This window comes from Burkholderia pyrrocinia, assembly GCF_022809715.1.
Lineage (GTDB): Bacteria > Pseudomonadota > Gammaproteobacteria > Burkholderiales > Burkholderiaceae > Burkholderia > Burkholderia pyrrocinia_C.
This window is the reverse complement of record NZ_CP094460.1, coordinates 547845-565189: the sequence shown is the minus strand read 5'-3', so window position 1 is coordinate 565189 and position 17345 is coordinate 547845. Positions and strand designations below refer to the sequence as shown.

Annotated in this window: 15 protein-coding genes; 10 read left to right on the top strand and 5 right to left on the bottom strand. The window is 68.9% G+C overall.

Annotated elements, in window-relative coordinates; translation table 11 throughout:
* Window positions 1–61: 61 nt before the first annotated feature.
* The 3 genes from MRS60_RS19355 to MRS60_RS19345 all read right to left on the bottom strand — a co-directional run bounded on the left by MRS60_RS19355 (window position 62) and on the right by MRS60_RS19345 (window position 3407).
* Complete coding sequence (locus MRS60_RS19355; RefSeq protein ID WP_243566438.1) at window positions 62–1171, bottom strand: NADH:flavin oxidoreductase/NADH oxidase; 1110 nt, start codon at window positions 1169–1171, stop codon at window positions 62–64.
* Between the two features lie 141 nt (window positions 1172–1312).
* Window positions 1313–1999 (bottom strand): type 1 glutamine amidotransferase domain-containing protein, encoded by a 687-nt coding sequence (locus tag MRS60_RS19350; RefSeq protein ID WP_034179637.1) that lies wholly within the window; start codon window positions 1997–1999, stop codon window positions 1313–1315.
* 394 nt (window positions 2000–2393) lie between these two features.
* On the bottom strand, window positions 2394–3407 hold the full coding sequence (locus MRS60_RS19345) for a substrate-binding domain-containing protein (RefSeq protein ID WP_243566437.1): 1014 nt from the start codon (window positions 3405–3407) through the stop codon (window positions 2394–2396).
* Between the two features lie 218 nt (window positions 3408–3625).
* Between MRS60_RS19345 and MRS60_RS19340 the strand changes: the two genes are divergently transcribed.
* Complete coding sequence (locus MRS60_RS19340) at window positions 3626–5212, top strand: glycoside hydrolase family 68 protein (RefSeq protein ID WP_243566436.1); 1587 nt, start codon at window positions 3626–3628, stop codon at window positions 5210–5212.
* Window positions 5213–5379: 167 nt separating this feature from the next.
* Complete coding sequence (locus tag MRS60_RS19335) at window positions 5380–7026, top strand: glycoside hydrolase family 32 protein (protein ID WP_131948365.1); 1647 nt, start codon at window positions 5380–5382, stop codon at window positions 7024–7026.
* Between the two features lie 119 nt (window positions 7027–7145).
* Here the strand turns inward: MRS60_RS19335 and MRS60_RS19330 are convergent, their stop codons facing one another.
* Both MRS60_RS19330 and MRS60_RS19325 read right to left on the bottom strand, forming a co-directional pair.
* Window positions 7146–7895 (bottom strand): SDR family oxidoreductase, encoded by a 750-nt coding sequence (locus MRS60_RS19330; protein ID WP_243566435.1) that lies wholly within the window; start codon window positions 7893–7895, stop codon window positions 7146–7148.
* Window positions 7896–8034: 139 nt separating this feature from the next.
* Entirely contained in the window at window positions 8035–8952 is a 918-nt protein-coding gene (locus tag MRS60_RS19325; protein WP_034179642.1) for a LysR family transcriptional regulator, read from the bottom strand.
* 215 nt (window positions 8953–9167) lie between these two features.
* Here MRS60_RS19325 and MRS60_RS19320 point away from each other — a divergent pair, with 215 nt between their 5' ends.
* The 8 genes from MRS60_RS19320 to MRS60_RS19285 all read left to right on the top strand — a co-directional run bounded on the left by MRS60_RS19320 (window position 9168) and on the right by MRS60_RS19285 (window position 17170).
* Window positions 9168–10652, top strand: a complete 1485-nt coding sequence (locus tag MRS60_RS19320) for a PLP-dependent aminotransferase family protein (RefSeq protein ID WP_243566434.1) — start codon at window positions 9168–9170, stop codon at window positions 10650–10652.
* Between the two features lie 94 nt (window positions 10653–10746).
* Window positions 10747–11184 carry a carboxymuconolactone decarboxylase family protein gene (locus MRS60_RS19315; protein WP_034179644.1) on the top strand — a complete coding sequence of 146 codons (438 nt, stop codon included), beginning with the start codon at window positions 10747–10749 and terminating at the stop codon, window positions 11182–11184.
* A gap of 10 nt (window positions 11185–11194) precedes the next feature.
* The gene (locus tag MRS60_RS19310; RefSeq protein WP_243566433.1) at window positions 11195–11614 is read left to right on the top strand and encodes a cupin domain-containing protein; all 420 of its coding nucleotides are present in this window, start codon (window positions 11195–11197) and stop codon (window positions 11612–11614) included.
* Window positions 11615–11913: 299 nt separating this feature from the next.
* Window positions 11914–12612 (top strand): TetR/AcrR family transcriptional regulator, encoded by a 699-nt coding sequence (locus tag MRS60_RS19305; RefSeq protein WP_034179646.1) that lies wholly within the window; start codon window positions 11914–11916, stop codon window positions 12610–12612.
* Window positions 12609–13571, top strand: coding sequence for an HlyD family secretion protein (locus MRS60_RS19300; protein WP_243566432.1), 963 nt, complete (start codon window positions 12609–12611; stop codon window positions 13569–13571). Before MRS60_RS19305 ends, MRS60_RS19300 begins: the two co-directional genes overlap by 4 nt.
* Window positions 13568–14518, top strand: a complete 951-nt coding sequence (locus MRS60_RS19295) for an ABC transporter ATP-binding protein (RefSeq protein WP_243566431.1) — start codon at window positions 13568–13570, stop codon at window positions 14516–14518. Before MRS60_RS19300 ends, MRS60_RS19295 begins: the two co-directional genes overlap by 4 nt.
* Entirely contained in the window at window positions 14515–15669 is a 1155-nt protein-coding gene (locus MRS60_RS19290) for an ABC transporter permease (RefSeq protein WP_131948358.1), read from the top strand. The genes MRS60_RS19295 and MRS60_RS19290 overlap by 4 nt, the downstream gene beginning before the upstream one ends.
* A 10-nt stretch (window positions 15670–15679) precedes the next feature.
* On the top strand, window positions 15680–17170 hold the full coding sequence (locus MRS60_RS19285) for an efflux transporter outer membrane subunit (RefSeq protein ID WP_243566430.1): 1491 nt from the start codon (window positions 15680–15682) through the stop codon (window positions 17168–17170).
* Window positions 17171–17345: the final 175 nt, after the last annotated feature.

The window sequence follows — 17345 nt, the reverse complement described above, 5'->3', positions numbered from 1 at the left end:
GCACCGGATCGGCGGCGCGCATCATGCGCGGGCCGCCCCGGCGCTACGCTGCCGCGCCCGCTCAGGCCACCTTGTCGGCGATCCGGTAACGCTCGAGCCAGTGTGCGTACGGCGCGGGCAGCGTCCACGACGGGCGCTCGACGCCGAGCTGCTTCGCCGCGTAGTACGGCCAGTGCGGATCGGCCAGATGCGCGCGGCCGACCATCACGAGATCGAGCTGTTCTTCGGCAACCACGCGGTTCGCCAGTTGCGGCGTGTCGATCCCCCACGCGGACGACACCGGCAGCCCGGCCTCGCGGCGCACGCGCTCGGCGATCGGCGCGAGGAACGCCGGGCCCCACGGAATCCGTGTGTCGGGCGTCGAGAAGCCGACCGACACGCTCAGCATGTCGAGCCCTTCCCGCTTCATCCGCTGCGTGAGCGCGATCGACTCGGCGAGCGTCTCTTCGTCGCGGCCGTCGTATTCGATCACGCCCAGGCGCGCGGTCAGCGGCAGATGCTCGGGCCATACCTTGCGGACCGCCGCGAGCGTGTCGACGAGGAAACGGCCGCGATTCTCGGCCGTGCCGCCGTATTCGTCGTCGCGCCGGTTCGAATGCACCGAGAAGAAGCTCTGGCCGAGATAACCGTGCGCGAAGTGCAGTTCGAGCCATTCGAAGCCCAGGTCGCGCGCGCGCTTCGCCGCTGCGACGAAGTCGGCCTGCACGCGGGCGATGTCGTCGTGCGTCATTTCACGCGGCACCTTCGGCAGATGCGCGCCGAACGGCACGGCCGACGGCGCGATGGTCTGCCAGCCGCGCGGATCGCCGTCGGCGATATGGTCGTCGCCTTCCCACGGACGGTTCGCGCTCGCCTTGCGGCCCGCGTGCGCGATCTGGATGCCGGGCACCGAGCCGGCCGCCTTGATCGCCGCGACCGACGGCGCGAACGCTTCGGCCTGCGCATCGTTCCACAGCCCCGCGCAGCCCGGCGTGATGCGCCCTTCCGGCGACACGGCCGTCGCCTCCGCGATCACGAGGCCCGCGCCGCCGCGCGCGATGCCGGCCAGATGCACGTGATGCCAGTCGTTGACGACGCCGTCTTCGGCGACGTACTGGCACATCGGCGGCACCGCGATGCGGTTGCGCAGCGTGACATCCTTGAGTTTGAACGGTTCGAACAGGGCAGACATCCACAACTCCTTTGCTTGGTTCTACGAAATGACCGGGAACTCGCCGCGCGTCGCGCACGGCAGAACGATGCGGGCCGTCGTCGGCGCGGCTGCGCCCGGCGACGGATACGGAACGGCGCCGGCCCGGCCGGCGCCAGGTGCTTACCGGTGGCCGAGCTTCGCGAGCAGCGCCTCGGCGGCAGGCGCCGACGACGCGGGGTTCTGCCCCGTGATCAGCAGCCCGTCGGTGACGACATGCGGCGCCCAGTCGGCGCTGCGCTCGAATTCCGCGCCGTTGGTCTTCAGCATGTCCTCGACGAGGAACGGCACGACTTCCGTCAGCTCGACGGCCGCTTCCTCGCTGTTGGTGAAGCCCGTCACGCGCTTGCCGCGCACGACCGATTCGCCGGTTGCCGGGTTCTTCACGTGACGCAGCACGCCCGGTGCATGGCAGACGGCCGCGACCGGCTTGCCGGCCGCGAGCGTGCGTTCGATCAGGCCGATCGAATGCAGATCCTCGGCGAGATCCCACAGCGGGCCGTGGCCGCCCGGGTAGAACACCGCGTCGTAGTCGTCGGCCGACACGTCGGTCAGCTTGCGCGTCGAGGCGAGTTCGGCCTTGGCGGCCGGATCGGCGTCGAAGCGGCGCGTCGCATCGGTCTGCGCGGACGGATCGCTGCTTTTCGGGTCGAGCGGCGGCTGGCCGCCCTTCGGCGAAACCAGCGTCAGCTCGACGCCCGCATCCTTGAATGCGTAGTACGGCGCGGCCAGTTCCTCGAGCCAGAAGCCGGTCTTCTTGCCGGTGTCGCCGAGCGTGTCGTGCGAGGTCAGGACAACCAGAATCTTCATGATCGAAACTCCTTCGAAAATGGGGGAACGGGGCCGTGCGACCGGAGTCGGTCGGCACGGTGCGCCTGTCGGTTAGTCCGCTATGGCGCGTCAACGTGCGACTCGCGTATCCGAATGCCGTACGCGCCTATTAGACCAGTCGTCTAGAAAAATCCCAAATAAAACGACGGCGGTCGCTGCACGATCGGCATCGCAGCGCGAAATGGCAATTTCGCGTCTTCGTTGGCACGCGTCAGCGGACGTCGTCGCATTCACGGGACGGATGATATCCGCGGATTAGACCAGTCGTCTAGAAAATGGCCATTCGCCCCTGTCGCCGTCATGGCTTTTTCGACCGGGCGCGATCCGGCAACGTCCGCCACCGATCGCGCCCCGCCCGGGCCCGTCGCGCCGGCTAGCCGCGTAACGGGCCGTCGGTATCGCCGGCCTCGATTACCGGCGCCTCGAGTCGATGCTCGCGCACACCGTCGTCCAGCCGTCTCAGCATCAATTCCGCCAGCGCGCGTCCCGACGCGTGCCCGGTCGGCTGGATGACGGCCGTCACGCGATGCGGATGCGCGATGTCCGGCGGCACGCCGTCGTAGACGATCAGCGAGATGTCCTGCCCCAGCCGCAACCCACTGTCCGCGAGCGCCCGAAACGCGCCGCCGCCCGCGATGTTGTTGTCGACCAGCAGCGCCGTCGGCCGCTCGGCGCGCGCGAGCAGCGCCCGCGCGGCCTGCAGCCCGCCGTCGTGCGTAAACGTGCACTCGACGAGCAGCGCCGGATCCGGCTCGATATCGGCCTCGCGCAATGCCGACAGATAGCCGGCGCGACGCTGCGCGGCGAAATTCAGCGCCAGCGGCGCGCTGATCATCGCAATGCGCCGATGCCCGAAACCCGTCAGCCGGCGGACGGCATCGCGCGCACCCGCCTCGTTGTCGAAATCGAACCACGCATACGGCGCGGCCGTTTGCGTGCGGCCGTACGCGACGTACGGAAACGCGTTCGACTGCAGGTACCCAATGCGCGGATCGTCGACGAGCGTGCGCGCGACGATCAGCCCGTCGACGAGCTTGCCGTCGACGATCCGCCGATAGGTGTCCAGTTCCGCATTCGGCCGCGCCGACGCGATGATGAAATCGAGATTGCGCTCGGCCAGCCGCTCGGTGATGCCCGCGACGACCTCGCCGAAACGCGGATCGCCGAGATCGCCCGCACCGAACGGATAGACGATCCCGATCACGTCCGCGCGCCCGGTCGCGAGCCGGCGCGCGGTCGGGTCCGCCACATAGCCCATTTCCCGGGCGACCTTCGTCACGCGCTCGCGGGTCGCCTCGCTGACGTCGTCGTAACCGTTCAACGCACGGCTGACCGTCGTCCGCGACAGCCCGAGCGCATCCGATAGTGCCTTCAGGTTCACCTTCACCGTCGCTCCTCGTTTTCGCCGGTCCGCCAGGTCGCCCGGATTCCCAGACGCCGGATGCCCGAACACCTTAATCGGGTAATTATTTCCATTTGGTAAGCATTACCGTCAAATAAATATCTTTTGCGTTCCAAACCGGTTTGAAATAGTATCCAAACCGGTTTGGACATCGATGCCACCTTCAGCCGTTCCCTTTCACCGTCAATTGAAATAACGCCGAGATGACACACTTTCCTTTTTGCCGCGCGACTGCGGCCAAACGTTTGCTGTTCGCTGGCGCGGCACTGGCCGCCTTCGCGTCCGCTTCGTCCGTCACGCACGCGCAGAGCGCCGGCGCCCCCGCGCCCACGCCGCATACGCAGCAGGCCTACGATCCCGAAGGCAACTTCACGATGCGCTGGACCCGCGCGGACATCCGCCAGATCGTCGCACAGTCGCACACGGCCGGCGCCGACAGGAACTCGCTGCCGCAAGCGCTGACGATGCCGGACATCCCGCAGGATTTCCCGCTGATCAACTCGAACGTGTGGGTCTGGGATACCTGGCCGCTGGCCGACCTGCGCGCGAACCAGCTCAGCTACAAGGGCTGGGAGGTGATCTTCTCGCTCACCGCCGATCCGCACGCGGGCTACACGTTCGATGACCGCCACGTCCACGCGCGCATCGGCTTCTTCTACCGCCGCGCGGGCGTCCCCGCGTCGCTGCGCCCCGCGAACGGCGGCTGGACCTGGGGCGGCCACCTGTTCCCGGACGGCGCGAGCGCCAAGGTGTTCGGCACCGCGCCGATGACCAACAACGCCGAATGGTCGGGTTCGGCGCGCCTCACGCACGGCGACAACGTCAGCCTCTACTACACCGCGACGTCGTTCAACCGCTCGGCGCCCGGCGGGGCCGACATCACGCCTCCGCAGGCGATCATCACGCGTGCCGACGGCCACATCCACGCCGACGACAAGCACGTGTGGTTCAGCGGCTTCGACGATCACAAGGCGCTGCTGCAGCCGGACGGCAACTACTACCAGACCGGTCAGCAGAATACCTACTTCTCGTTCCGCGATCCGTTCGTGTTCACCGATCCCGCGCACCCGGGCAAGACCTACATGGTGTTCGAAGGCAATACGGGCGGCCAGCGCGGCGCACGCACCTGCAACGAGGCCGATCTCGGCTACGCGCCGAACGATCCGTACAAGGAAGATCTCAACGCGGTGATGAATTCGGGCGCAGTGTATCAAAAGGCCAATGTCGGCCTTGCGGTCGCGACGAACCCGCAGTTGACGGAATGGAAGTTCCTGCCACCGATCCTGTCGGCGAATTGCGTCGACGACCAGACCGAGCGCCCGCAGATCTACCTGAAGGACGGCAAGTACTACCTGTTCACGATCAGCCACCGTACGACGATGGCCGCGGGTGTCGACGGGCCGGACGGCGTGTACGGCTTCGTCGGCAACGGCATCCGCAGCGACTTCCTGCCGCTGAACGGCGGCAGCGGCCTCGTGCTCGGCAACCCGACCGACTTCTCCGCACCGGCCGGCGCGCCGTATTCGCAGGATCCGAATCAAAACCCGCGCGAATTCCAGTCGTATTCGCACTACGTGATGCCGGGCGGGCTCGTCGAGTCGTTCATCGATGCGATCGGCCCGCGGCGCGGCGGCACGCTCGCGCCGACGGTGAAGGTCAACATCAACGGCACGTCGACGGCGGTCGACCGCGCGTACGGACGCGGCGGGCTCGGCGGTTACGGCGACATCCCGGCGAACCTGCCGGCGACGGGCGCCGACCACAACGACGGCCCGGGCACCCGCCCGTAACGGGTCCGTAACGGCCGCGGCGGGCACCGCCCGCAAGCGCTGAAGCGGCGCATATCGCGCGTGTCGCGTGCGCGCCGCTTTTTTTCTTCCGCAGATCGCGCGTGCCGCCTTTGCAAGCGGCACGCGCCCTCCTTTCCCGCTTCGCGCGCCGAAGCACGGAACCCCGCATGAGATCGACGTTTTTCCGCTTTTCCTTCCGGATCGCCCGGCTGCTGCTCGCCTGTGCGGCGGGCGCCGCCTGCACGCAGGCCGCCGCCGCGCCCTGCGCTGCATCGACCGAAAACGGCACGCCGCAATGGCGCCCCGCGCTGCATTACACGCCGCAGCGCAACTGGATGAACGATCCGAACGGGCTCGTCTACGACAACGGCCGCTACCACCTGTTTTATCAGTACAACCCGCTCGGCAACGACTGGGGCAACATGTCGTGGGGCCACGCGACCAGCACCGATCTCGTTCACTGGCGCGAGCAGCCGGTCGCGATGCGCGCGAACGCCACCGAGGAAATCTTCTCCGGCTCGATCGTCGCCGACACGCACAACACGTCGGGCCTCGGGTCGCCAGGCAAGACACCGCTGGTTGCGCTCTACACCAGCGTCTACAAGGACGGCTCCGGCCACGCGCCCGGCACGCAGGCGCAGTCGCTCGCGTACAGCGTCGACCATGGCGCGACGTGGCAGCCCTACGCGCACAACCCCGTGCTCACGCTCGATCCCGAATCGAAGCAGTTCCGCGACCCCAAGGTGTCGTGGTACGCGCCCGGGCACTACTGGCTGATGACGACGGTCGTCGCCGATGCTCAGGTCGTCAAGCTCTATCGCTCCGACGACCTGATCCACTGGTCGTTCCTGAGCGACTTCACGTTACCGGACGTGCCGCATGCAGGCGCATTGTGGGAGATGCCCGACCTCGTGCCGCTGCCGCTCGACGGCGATCCCCGACACATCAAGTGGGTGATGATCGTCAATGTGAATCCGTGGTCGATCGCGGGCGGCTCGGGCGCGATGTATTTCGTCGGCGACTTCGACGGCCGCACGTTCACGCCCGATCGCGTCGCGCCGGCCGGTTCCGATCCCGCCCGATTCCGCTGGGTCGATCACGGCGCCGACTTTTATGCCGCAGGCACCTTCTCGGGCGCGCCCGGCACTCGGCCGGTCGCGATTGCGTGGATGAGCAACTGGGATTACGCGGCGAAAGTGCCGACCACGCCGTGGCGCGGCGCGACGACCCTGCCGCGCGAGCTGGCGCTGAAGACGATCGACGGCGAACCCCGGCTCGTCGCCGCGCCGGCCGCCGCGTTCGACGCGTGGGCGGACGGCCGGCCCGCCGTGCACGAAGGCGAGCTCGCGGTCGAGTCCGCCACGCGCGAGCTGTCGGCTGCGACGCGCGGCGTCGCGCAACGCATCACGGTGACGATTGCGCCGCAGCGCGCGGCACGCGCGGGCCTGATCGTCCGGCGCTCGGCGGACGGCACGACCGGCACGCGGATCGTGTACGACACGGCGAAACGCACGCTGACGCTCGACCGCTCGCAGTCCGGCGAAGCGAATTTCGCCGGCACGTTCAGCCGCGAGCACATCGTCGACCTGCCGCTCGAACACGGGCAACTGCGGCTCGAAATCGTCGTCGATCGCGGGTCGGTCGAAGTGTTTGCGAACGGCGGCCGCGTCACGCTCACCGACCTGATCTTTCCGCCGCTCGACGCGGACCGCGTCGCGGTGTTTGCCGAGCACGGCCGCGCAACGTTCTCGGGGCTCACGGTGACGCAGCTCGAAGCCGGCGGCGATACGCGTAACGCCTGCACGACGCGATAGATGCGATAGATGCGATAGGTGCGGTAGGTGCGGTTCGAGAGCGTCGCCCTTCCCGCATGTGACGGGGACCGTCCGCGCGGCGTTGCGCCGGCCGGTGCGGTCCCCGCCGGTGTTGCGGCTCAGAGCAATCCCATCCCGCCCGACGCGATGATCTCCGCGCCGACGATGAACGCGGATTCCGGCGCGCTGAGGTGCAGCACCGTCGACGCGATTTCGTCCGGCGTGCCGAACCGGCCGACCGGGACGAGGCCCTTGATCTTCTCGGCCGTCTCGTCGAGCGTTGCAGCATCGAGCCCGAGCTTGCCGTACAGCGGCGTCTGAACCGGCCCCGGGCTCACGACATTCACGCGCACGCCGTGCGGCAGCAGTTCCGTCGACAGCGTCTTCGCGAACGAATTGACGGCCGCCTTGCTCGCCGCGTACACCGACGAGCCGGGCATCCCGATATGCGCGTTGATCGAGCCGTTGATCACGATCGAGGCGCCGCGGTTCAGCAGCGGCACCAGCGACTGGATCTGGAAATACGCGCCCTTCACGTTGGTGTTGAACACGAGGTCCCACATCGCCTCGTCGCTGTCGGCGAACGGCGCGAGTTTCGCGACGCCCGCGTTGATGAACACGGCGTCGAGCCGCGCGCCCGCGGCGGCGATCGCGTCCGCCAGTGCGCGGGCCGACGCGACGCTGCCGGCCTCGTTGCGGATCGCGAGCGCGCCATCGCCGAGCGTTTGCCGTGCGGCTTCCAGCGTCTGCGCGTCGCGCCCGGTGATGATGACCCGCGCGCCTTCGGCTGCGAATGCCTTGGCGGCCGCCAGGCCGATGCCGCTGTTGCCGCCCGTGACGAGGACCGTTTTTCCTTCGAAGCGTTGCATGATGTTCTCCTGTGAACCGGTGAGTTGACCGTGAACACAGGATGCGCGCGGCGACCTGTATTGCCGTACGACGCGCGCGGCGAACATGTTCGAAATCGTCGAACGTGTTTGAGCGGGCAATTCGCCCCCTTTTCCATGCTCAGCCAGTCACGTCGATCCCGTCGAGCAGGCGCTGCGCGAGTCTGGGTTCGCGCAATTGCTCCAGCCACCATTGCAGCGCGCGGCCGTCGCGATCGCCGTGCCACGCGACATACAGCACGTTCGGTTCGCGCGGGTTGGCCGTCTGTTTCTCGACGAGTTCGCCGCGCGCGAGCAGCGACGCCACGCGCCGGCGTGGCACCCAGCCGACGCCGAGCGCGTCGCGCTGCGCGAGGATCTTCGCGCGCATCGACGGCACCGCGAGCACGGCCTGTCCGCCAAGCAGGCCATACGCGCGGCCGGCCGCGCGCCGCGACGAGTCGGCGACGACGACCGCACGATGCGCGCCGATCGCGTCGCGCGTCAGCGCGTCGCTCGCGGATGCAAGCGGATGGCGCGGCGACACCGCGAATACCCATTCCATCGCACCCAGCTCGAACCATTTGAAGCCGGGGATCGCCGGCGGCTCGTTGGTCGCGCCGACGACCAGATCCGCGCGACCGTCGCGCAGCGCTTCCCAGGTGCCGCCGAGCACCTCGTGCGTGAAGCGCAGCGACACGCCCGAATCGAGCGCGTCGAACGCGCGGACGACCGGCAGCAGCGTGTCGAACTCCAGCACCTCGTCGCTGACGATCCACAGCCGGTCCTCCCAGCCGCTCGCGACCTGCCGCACGCGCTGGGTCAGCCGCGCGACGTCCAGCGCCAGCCGCGCCGCCTCGTCGGCCAGCAGTTGTCCGGCCGGCGTGAGCTGCAGGCGGTAGCCGCGCCGGTCGAACAGCAGCGCGTCGAAACGCGTTTCGAGCTGGCGCGCGGCGTGCGACACGGTCGACGGCGCCTTGCCGAGCCGCGCGGCGGCGCGCGACAGGCTGCCGGTCGCGCGGATCGCGTCGAGCAGCGCAAGTTCGTCTTCGGACAGCATGGGGTCGCTCCGGTTCGGGGTGGGTCTGGGATTGTCGTGGCTCCCGTGGATCGTAAGGCAGCGGCGGGCGGCGGTCCAATCGGACGGCGTTCGATGCGGCGGATGGGCGAACGGGTGTCGTACGCAACATCCCGCCAACCCGAATCCGCGCGCCGGCGGCATACTGGCGGTACACCATTTCTGGCAAAACAGCATCAATCGAGGTAACCACTGCGATGGACATCGCGATCCGCATCGAAGGCCGCCACGACCTGACGGGGCAAATCTTCCGGCAACTGCGCACCGCGATCGTCGACGGGCGTCTCGAAGGCGGCGCACGGCTGCCGTCGACGCGCGATCTCGCGAAGCAGCTCGGCGTATCGCGCAAGACGACGCTCGACGCGTTCGAGCGTCTCGTCGCCGAGGGCTACCTGAATACGCGTGCCGGCGACGGCACGTTCGTCGCCGACGGCCTCGCGCGCGTGCCGCACGCCGCGGCCATGTCGGCGCCGTCGCTCGTCGAGGCCACGCCGCGCATCGACGCGGTCGACGCACGCGCGCTGTGGAACGACCTGCCCGACGCGCTCGCGATGCCCGCGCCGCAGGATTCGCCCGGCTTCGACTTCCGCGGCGGCGTGACCGACAAGACGCTGTTCCCGTTCGACGCGTGGCGACGCTGCCTACACCATGCACTACGCCAGCAGGCGCGCGGCCCCGGCCAGTACCACGACCCGGCCGGCGATCCGCAGCTGCGCGGCGCGATCGCGCGCTACGTCGCGTTCAGCCGCGCGGTCACGTGCAGCTGGGACGACGTGCTCGTCACGCAAGGCGCACAGCAGGCGCTCGACCTGCTCGCGCGCGTCGTCGTGCGGCCCGGCGACGTGGTCGCGGTCGAGGACCCGGGCTATCCGCCGGCACGCGCCGCGTTCGCGTCGCTCGGCGCGACGGTGATCGGCGTGCCGGTCGATGCGCACGGCCTCGTCACGGAACGGCTGCCCGACGAAGCGCGCCTCGTCTACGTGACGCCATCGCACCAGTTCCCGCTCGGGATGCCGATGACGCTGGAGCGGCGCATCGCGCTGCTCGAATGGGCGCAGCGCCGCCGCGCGGTGATCATCGAGGACGACTACGACGGCGAGTTCCGCTTCGAAGGCCGGCCCGTGGAATCGCTGAAGAGCCTCGATCGCACGGGCCTCGTCGCGTACGTCGGCACGTTCTCGAAGACGATTTTTCCCGAACTGCGGATCGGCTACGCGATTCCGCCGCGTGCGCTGCGCGGCGCGCTCGCCAAGGCGAAGCAGATCGTCGACTGGCACACCTGCACGCTGACGCAGGCGGCGCTCGCGCGCTTCATGCTCGAAGGCGATTTCGCGCGGCACCTGAAGCGCGTGCAGAAACATTACGATGCGCGCCGCAAGATGCTGATCGCGCATCTGCGCGGCGAACTGGCGCCGTGGTTCGACGCGATCGTGCCGACCGCCGGCATCCACCTCGCCGCGCACCTGAAGCCGGGGCTCGACGAAGCGGCGCTGGTCCGCGCGGCGCGCGAGAAGGACATCGGCCTGTACGGGATCTCGGCGTTCCATGTCGGCGTGCCGGTCCGCGCGGGGCTGCTGTTCGGCTATGGCGGGATCGACGCGCTGCGCATCGATGCGGCGCTCGCGAAGCTGGCCGGGCTGCTGGGTTCGGGCAGTTTCGGTGTCCCGGCACTGGTTACCTGAATTTCCATAGAATTGGCTATTCAAGCAGGCCAATCCGGGTCTTAAAGTGGGTCCTGTCGCGCCACCGTGCGCACCAACCGAAAAAGGACCTGCCATGCAACCGCGCCTGAACTTCTATACCGCCAGCCCGAATGCGATCAAGGTGATGCGCAACGCCGAGGACTTCATCGCGAAAAGCACGATCGAGAAGCCGCTCGCCGAACTCGTCCGCCTGCGCGCGTCGCAGATCAACGGCTGCGCGTTCTGCGTCGACATGCACACCAGCGACGCGCGCAAGGGCGGCGAAACCGACCGCCGTCTCGCGACCGTCGTCGTGTGGCGCGAAACGCCGTTCTTCACCGAGCGCGAGCGCGCGGCGCTGGAATGGACCGAGGCGCTGACGCTGGTGGCCAGCAATCACGTACCCGACGCCGTCTGGGAAGCCGTGAAGCCGCACTTCAGCGACGAGGAGCTGTTCGACCTGTCGATGCTGATCGCGACCATCAACACGTGGAACCGCTTCGCGATCGCGTTCCGCAAGATGCCCGAGTAAGGAGACGACGATGATCCGCTCCACGCTCCAGCGAGCCGCCCTGTGCGCGGGACTCGCGCTCGGCGCCGCGTTGCCGGCCGCCGCCCATGCACACGACGCCGGCGACAACGTGCACGCGATCATGCGGCAGGTCGTGCCCGAAGCGCCGGGCAAGCTCGTCGTCGTCGCGACCGTCGACTATGCGCCCGGCCAGGCTTCCGACGCGCACCGGCACCTCGGCTCGGTGTTCGCGGTCGTGTCGAAAGGCGAAGTGCTGTCGCAGGTGAACGGCGGCCCGCTGCATCGCTACCGAGCCGGCGAAGGCTGGTACGAGGCGCCCGGCTCGCGTCACCAGGTGTCGCGCAACGCGAGTGCGACCGAGCCCGCGCAGCTCGTCGTGTTCGGTCTGACCGGCGAACACGAGCCGCTGAAGTCGCCGATCGATCAGTGACGACGTTTCGGGGGCGCGTGCCGTTGCGGTCCGTGCCTCCGTTTCGCGACCGGTTTTCCTTCCGGTTCCGTGCAGTTTCTCTGCCTTCTCCGCTGCTTGTCGCTGCTTCCCCTCCGCTGTTTCCCCCCGCCATTTCCCCATTAGCCGCTCCCTACACTCCACCGCCGGCACACGGCCTTCGGCCGCACGCGCTGCTTTCCCGCTCGTCCGCGCCGCCATTCGACGCGCGTCTGATCTCGATCAACGCCGGCGAAAACCCTTCCTTGAAATTAACTAACTCATCAATTAGCGTCGTCTGCATGAACGCGAAATCCACTGTCGCCAGGCCGCGCGGGCGCCGCCCGTCGGTGGACGATTTCGACCTGCGCGACCACATGCTCGACGTCGCGATGCAGTTGTTCGCCGAGCACGGCATCGCCGCGACGACGGTCGCGCAGATCGCCGCCGCCGCCGGCGTCACGTCCGCTATGGTCCACTACTACTTCACGAACCGCGAGCAGTTGCTCGACGCGATCGTCGAGGAACGGCTCGCGCAGGTCATCGCGTTCGTGTGGCGGCCGACCGAGCCGCAGATCGAGAACGATCCGTTCGCGCTCGTCGCCGAACTCGTCGACCGCTTCTTCGACGTCACGCATCGCATGCCGTGGCTGCCGTCGATCTGGCTGCGCGAGATCGTCCATGAAGGCGGGCTGCTGCGCGAGCGGATGGTCCGGCGCATTCCGCTCGAGCATGTCGGGCGTTTCGCCGAACGCATCCGCGCCGCGCAGCAGGCCGGCACGCTGAACCCCGCGCTGGAACCCGCGTTCCTGTTCCATTCGATCATCGCGCTCGTGATGCTGCCGCTCGCGACCGCGAAGCTGTGGCAAAGCGCACGCGGCCTGCCGCCGATCGATCGCGACGTGCTGCACCGGCACGTCCGCGCGCTGCTCGGTTCCGGCCTGCGGCCGCCGGCCGCCGCACCGCGTGCGCGGACGCGCTCGCCGCGGAGGCCGTCGTGAACGCGGCCCGCGCGCTGCCGCTCGCGCTCGCCACCGTCGCGCTGCTCGCCGGTTGCGGACGGTCGACGGACAATGGCGCGACCTACCAGGGTTATGTCGAAGGCGAATTCGTGTACCTGTCGTCGTCGCAATCGGGCACGCTGACGCAGTTGTCGGTCGCACGCGGCCAGGCCGTCGCCGCCGGCACGCCCGCGTTCTCGCTCGAAGCCGCGAACGAAACGGCCGCGCTGCTGCAGGCACAGCATCAGCTCGCCGCGGCGCGTGCGCAGCTCGCCGACCTGCAGACCGGCAAGCGTCCGCCGGAAGTCGCCGTCACGCAGGCGCAGCTCGTGCAGGCCACCGCGCAGGCCGCACGGGCCGCCGCGCAACTCGCGCGCGACGAACGCCAGTACGCGGCCGGCGGCCTGTCGAAGCAGCAGCTCGACGATTCGCGCACGTCCGCGCAAACCACCGCCGCGCAGATGCACGAACTGCAGAAGCAGGTCGACGTCGCGCGCCTGCCGGGCCGCGCGCAGCAAGTCGCCGCGCAGGCCGCCCAGGTCGACGCCGCGCAGGCCGCAGTAGCCGAAGCGCAATGGAAGCTCGACCAGAAGCGCGTCGCCGCACCCGCCGCCGGACGCGTGTACGACACGCTGTACCGCGTCGGCGAATGGGTGCAGGCCGGCAATCCGGTCGTGCAGATGCTGCCGCCGCAAAACCTGAAGGTGCGCTTCTTCGTGCCGGAAGCCGCCATCGCATCGCTCGCGCCGGGGCACGCGGTCGCGATCCACTGCGACGGCTGCGCGGCCGACGTGCCTGCGCGCATCACCTACGTGTCGAGCGAGGCCGAATACACGCCGCCCGTGATCTACAGCAACGAGAGCCGGACCAAGCTCGTGTTCATGATCGAGGCGCGCCCCGCCGTCGCCGACGCACCGAAGCTGCATCCGGGCCAGCCCGTCGCCGTGAGGGTGCAATGAACGCGCCGGCCGCTCCGTACGCGATCGACGTCGATCGCCTGAACAAGCGCTTCGGCGACAAGCACGTCGTGAAGGACGTCTCGCTGCGCGTCGCGCGCGGCGAGATCTTCGGCTTTCTCGGGCCGAACGGCAGCGGCAAGACGACTTCGATCCGGATGATGTGCGGCCTGCTCACGCCCGACTCGGGCAGCGGCACCTGCCTCGGCTACGACATCGTGCGCGACAGCGCGCAGATCAAGCGGCACGTCGGCTACATGACGCAGCGCTTCTCGTATTGGGAAGACCTGTCGATCCGCGAGAATCTCGATTTCGTCGCGCGCGTGTACGGGATGCCCGACCGCAAGGCGGCCGTCGCGCGCGCGCTCGACGGGCTCGGCCTCGCGGGCCGCGCGGACCAGCTCACGGGCGCGCTGTCGGGCGGCTGGAAACAGCGCCTCGCGCTGGCGGCGTGCATGCTGCACGAGCCCGAACTGCTGCTGCTCGACGAACCGACCGCCGGCGTCGATCCGGCCGCGCGCCGCGACTTCTGGGAGGAACTGCACCGGCTGGCCGCGCAAGGGATTTCAGTGCTCGTCAGCACGCACTACATGGACGAAGCCGAGCGCTGCCACAAGCTCGCGTATATCGCGTCCGGCGAACTGCTTGCGCAAGGCACGTCGGCGGAGATCGTCGCGTCGCAGCACCTGTCGACCCGCACGATCACCGGCGAGCACCTGACCGAACTGTCCGCGCGGCTGCGCACGATGCCGGGTGTCGATCAAACCGTCGTGTTCGGTTCCGCGCTGCACGTGAGCGGCCGCGATCGCGCCGCGCTCGACGCGACGCTCGCGAGGGTCGCGAGCGACGATGCGTCGCTGCAGGTCGCACCGATCGACACCGGGCTCGAGGACGTCTTCATCTACATGATGGGCCGCGCATCCGGGCCGCCCGGCGGAGCATCGTCATGAACGCGTGGGCGGGCCTGCGCGAATCGTTCTCGGTCGCGCGCTGGTGGAGCATCGTGCTGAAGGAATTCCTGCAGTTGCGCCGCGACCGCGTGACGTTCGCGATGATCGTCGGCGTGCCGATCATCCAGCTCGCGCTGTTCGGATTCGCGATCAACACCGATCCGAAGCACCTGCCGACCGCGGTGATCGTCGCCGATTCGAGCCCGTTCGCGCGCAGCTTCATCGCCGCGATGCGCAATTCCGCGTACTTCGACATCGTCGAGACGCTGCCGGACGAAGCGGCCGGCCGGCATGCGCTCGCCCGCGGCGACGTGCAGTTCGTGCTGAGCGTGCCGGCGGATTTCTCGCGGCGGCTGCTGCGCGGCGAGCGTCCGTCGCTGCTCGTCGAGGCGGACGCGACCGACCCCGTCGCAACCGCGTCGGCGATCGGCGCGCTGCCGGGCCTCGTGCAGCCCGTCGCGAACAAGGACCTGACGGGGCCGCTCGCGCACCTGAACGGCCGCCCGGCCGCGTTCGACGTCGTACTGCACCGGCTGTACAACCCGGAAGGCATCACGCAGTACAACGTCGTGCCGGGCCTGATGGGCGTGATCCTGACGATGACGATGGTGATGATGACGGGCCTCGCGATCACGCGCGAACGCGAGCGCGGCACGATGGAGAACCTGCTCGCGACGCCCGTGCGGCCGCTCGAGGTGATGACGGGCAAGATCGTCCCTTATGTGTTCATCGGGCTGATCCAGGTGTCGATCATCCTCGTCGCGGCGCGATTCGTGTTCGTCGTGCCATTCGTCGGCGGCGTGTTCGCGATCTACCTGTCCGCGCTGCTGTTCATCGCCGCGAACCTGACGGTCGGCATCACGCTTTCATCGCTCGCGCAGAACCAGTTGCAGGCGATGCAGCTCGCCGTGTTCTATTTCCTGCCGAACATCCTGCTGTCCGGTTTCATGTTCCCGTTCGCCGGGATGCCGAAGTGGGCGCAGTTCATCGGCAACCTGCTGCCGCTCACCTACTTCAACCGCCTTGTGCGCGGCATCCTGCTGAAGGGCAACGGCTGGGCCGACCTGTGGCCGTCCGTGTGGCCGGTCGCGCTGTTCACCGTCGTCGTGATGAGCATCGCGCTGCGCTTCTACCGGCGCACGCTCGATTAGGTGCCGCACGATGAAACCGGCTTCGCATCGCGCCTCCCTCGCTGCCCGCGGCTTTACGCTGGCCGCCGCTGCGCTGCTCGTCGCCGGTTGCGCGGTCGGGCCGGATTTCCGCATGCCGGACGCACCGGCCACGCAGCAGTACACGCGCGACGAGCCGCCCGTCACGACGGCGGCCGCCAGTGGCCCGGCCGGCGGCGCGCAGACGTTCGCATCGGCCGCGCACACGCCGCAACGCTGGTGGACGCAGTTCGGTTCGGAACCGCTGAATCGGCTCGTCGACACCGCGTGGCAAAACAGCCCGACGCTCGCCGAGGCCCGTGCGCGGCTCGACGAAGCGCGGCAGAACCATGCGGCCGAAGCCGGCGCGACGATGCTGCCGCGTGTCGACGCGAACCTGTCCGCCACGCGCGAGAAGGTCGACATCGCCGCGTTCGGGCTGCCGGGCAACGTGCCGAATCCGGGGCCGTTCACGCTGTACGACGCGTCGGTCAGCGTGTCGTACGTGCTCGACGTGTTCGGCGGCAACCGGCGTGCGCTCGAAGCGCTGCGCGCGCAGGTCGACTATCAGGCGTACACGCTCGACGCCGCACGCTTGACGCTCGCGGGCAACGTCGTCGCCACCGCGATCCTGCGCGCGTCGCTCGCGCAGCAGGTCGCGCTCACGCAGCAACTGGTCGACGCGCAGGCGCGGCAGTTGCGCATCGTCGAAGCGCGCTTCGCGGCGGGCGGCGTGTCGCGGGCCGACGTGCATGCGCAACGCGCGCTGCTCGCGCAAACGCAGGCATCGCTGCCGCCGCTCGCGGCCCGCCTCGCGCAAGCCGGCCACCGGCTCGCGATCCTGCTCGGCGCGCCGCCGTCCAGCGTCATGCTGCCCGACCTCGCGCTCGATGCACTCGTGCTGCCGCGCACGCTGCCCGTCACGCTGCCGTCGACGCTCGCGCGCGAACGGCCCGACATCCGTGCGGCGGAAGCCATGCTGCACCAGGCGAGCGCGAACGTCGGCGTGGCCACCGCGAACCTGTATCCGCGTTTTTCGATTTCGGCGGGGATCGGCTCGGAGCGCACGCGCATCGCGGATATCGTGAGCGGGTTGAATGTGTGGAACGTCGGCCTTGGTCTTGCGCAACCGCTCTTTCACGGCGGCGAGCTGCGCGCGAAGAAACGCGCGGCCGAAGCGGCGTACGACGCCGCGTTCGCGAGCTATCGGGAAACCGTGCTGCAGGCGCTTCAGCAGGTAGCCGACGCGATGCGCGCGGTCGAGCACGATGCGACCGAGCTGCAGGCGCGGGACACGGCCGCGCAGGAAGCGGCGGCACGCAACGCGATTGCCGGCGACCGTTACGCGGCGGGCGGGATCAGCACGTTCGACCTGCTCGACGCGCAGCGGCAGACGCTGCAGACGGCGCTCGACCGCACTCGCGCGCAGGCCGATCGGCTTGCCGATACGGCGGCGCTGTTTCAGGCGCTGGCGGGAAGCTGGATGGATGATGCGGCGAAGTGACCGGCAGGATGGCGTTGGCACCGGCCGAACACCGCTGGTCTGCACGCCAGGCACCGCGTGAGCCGCGCGCTTCCGGTCGATGCCGGCTGGTGACGGAACCCGGAAGATCCGCAAAGCGCGCACCCAATAAAAAACCGGCCCGAAGGCCGGCTTTTCATACCGCGTGCCGTGAGCG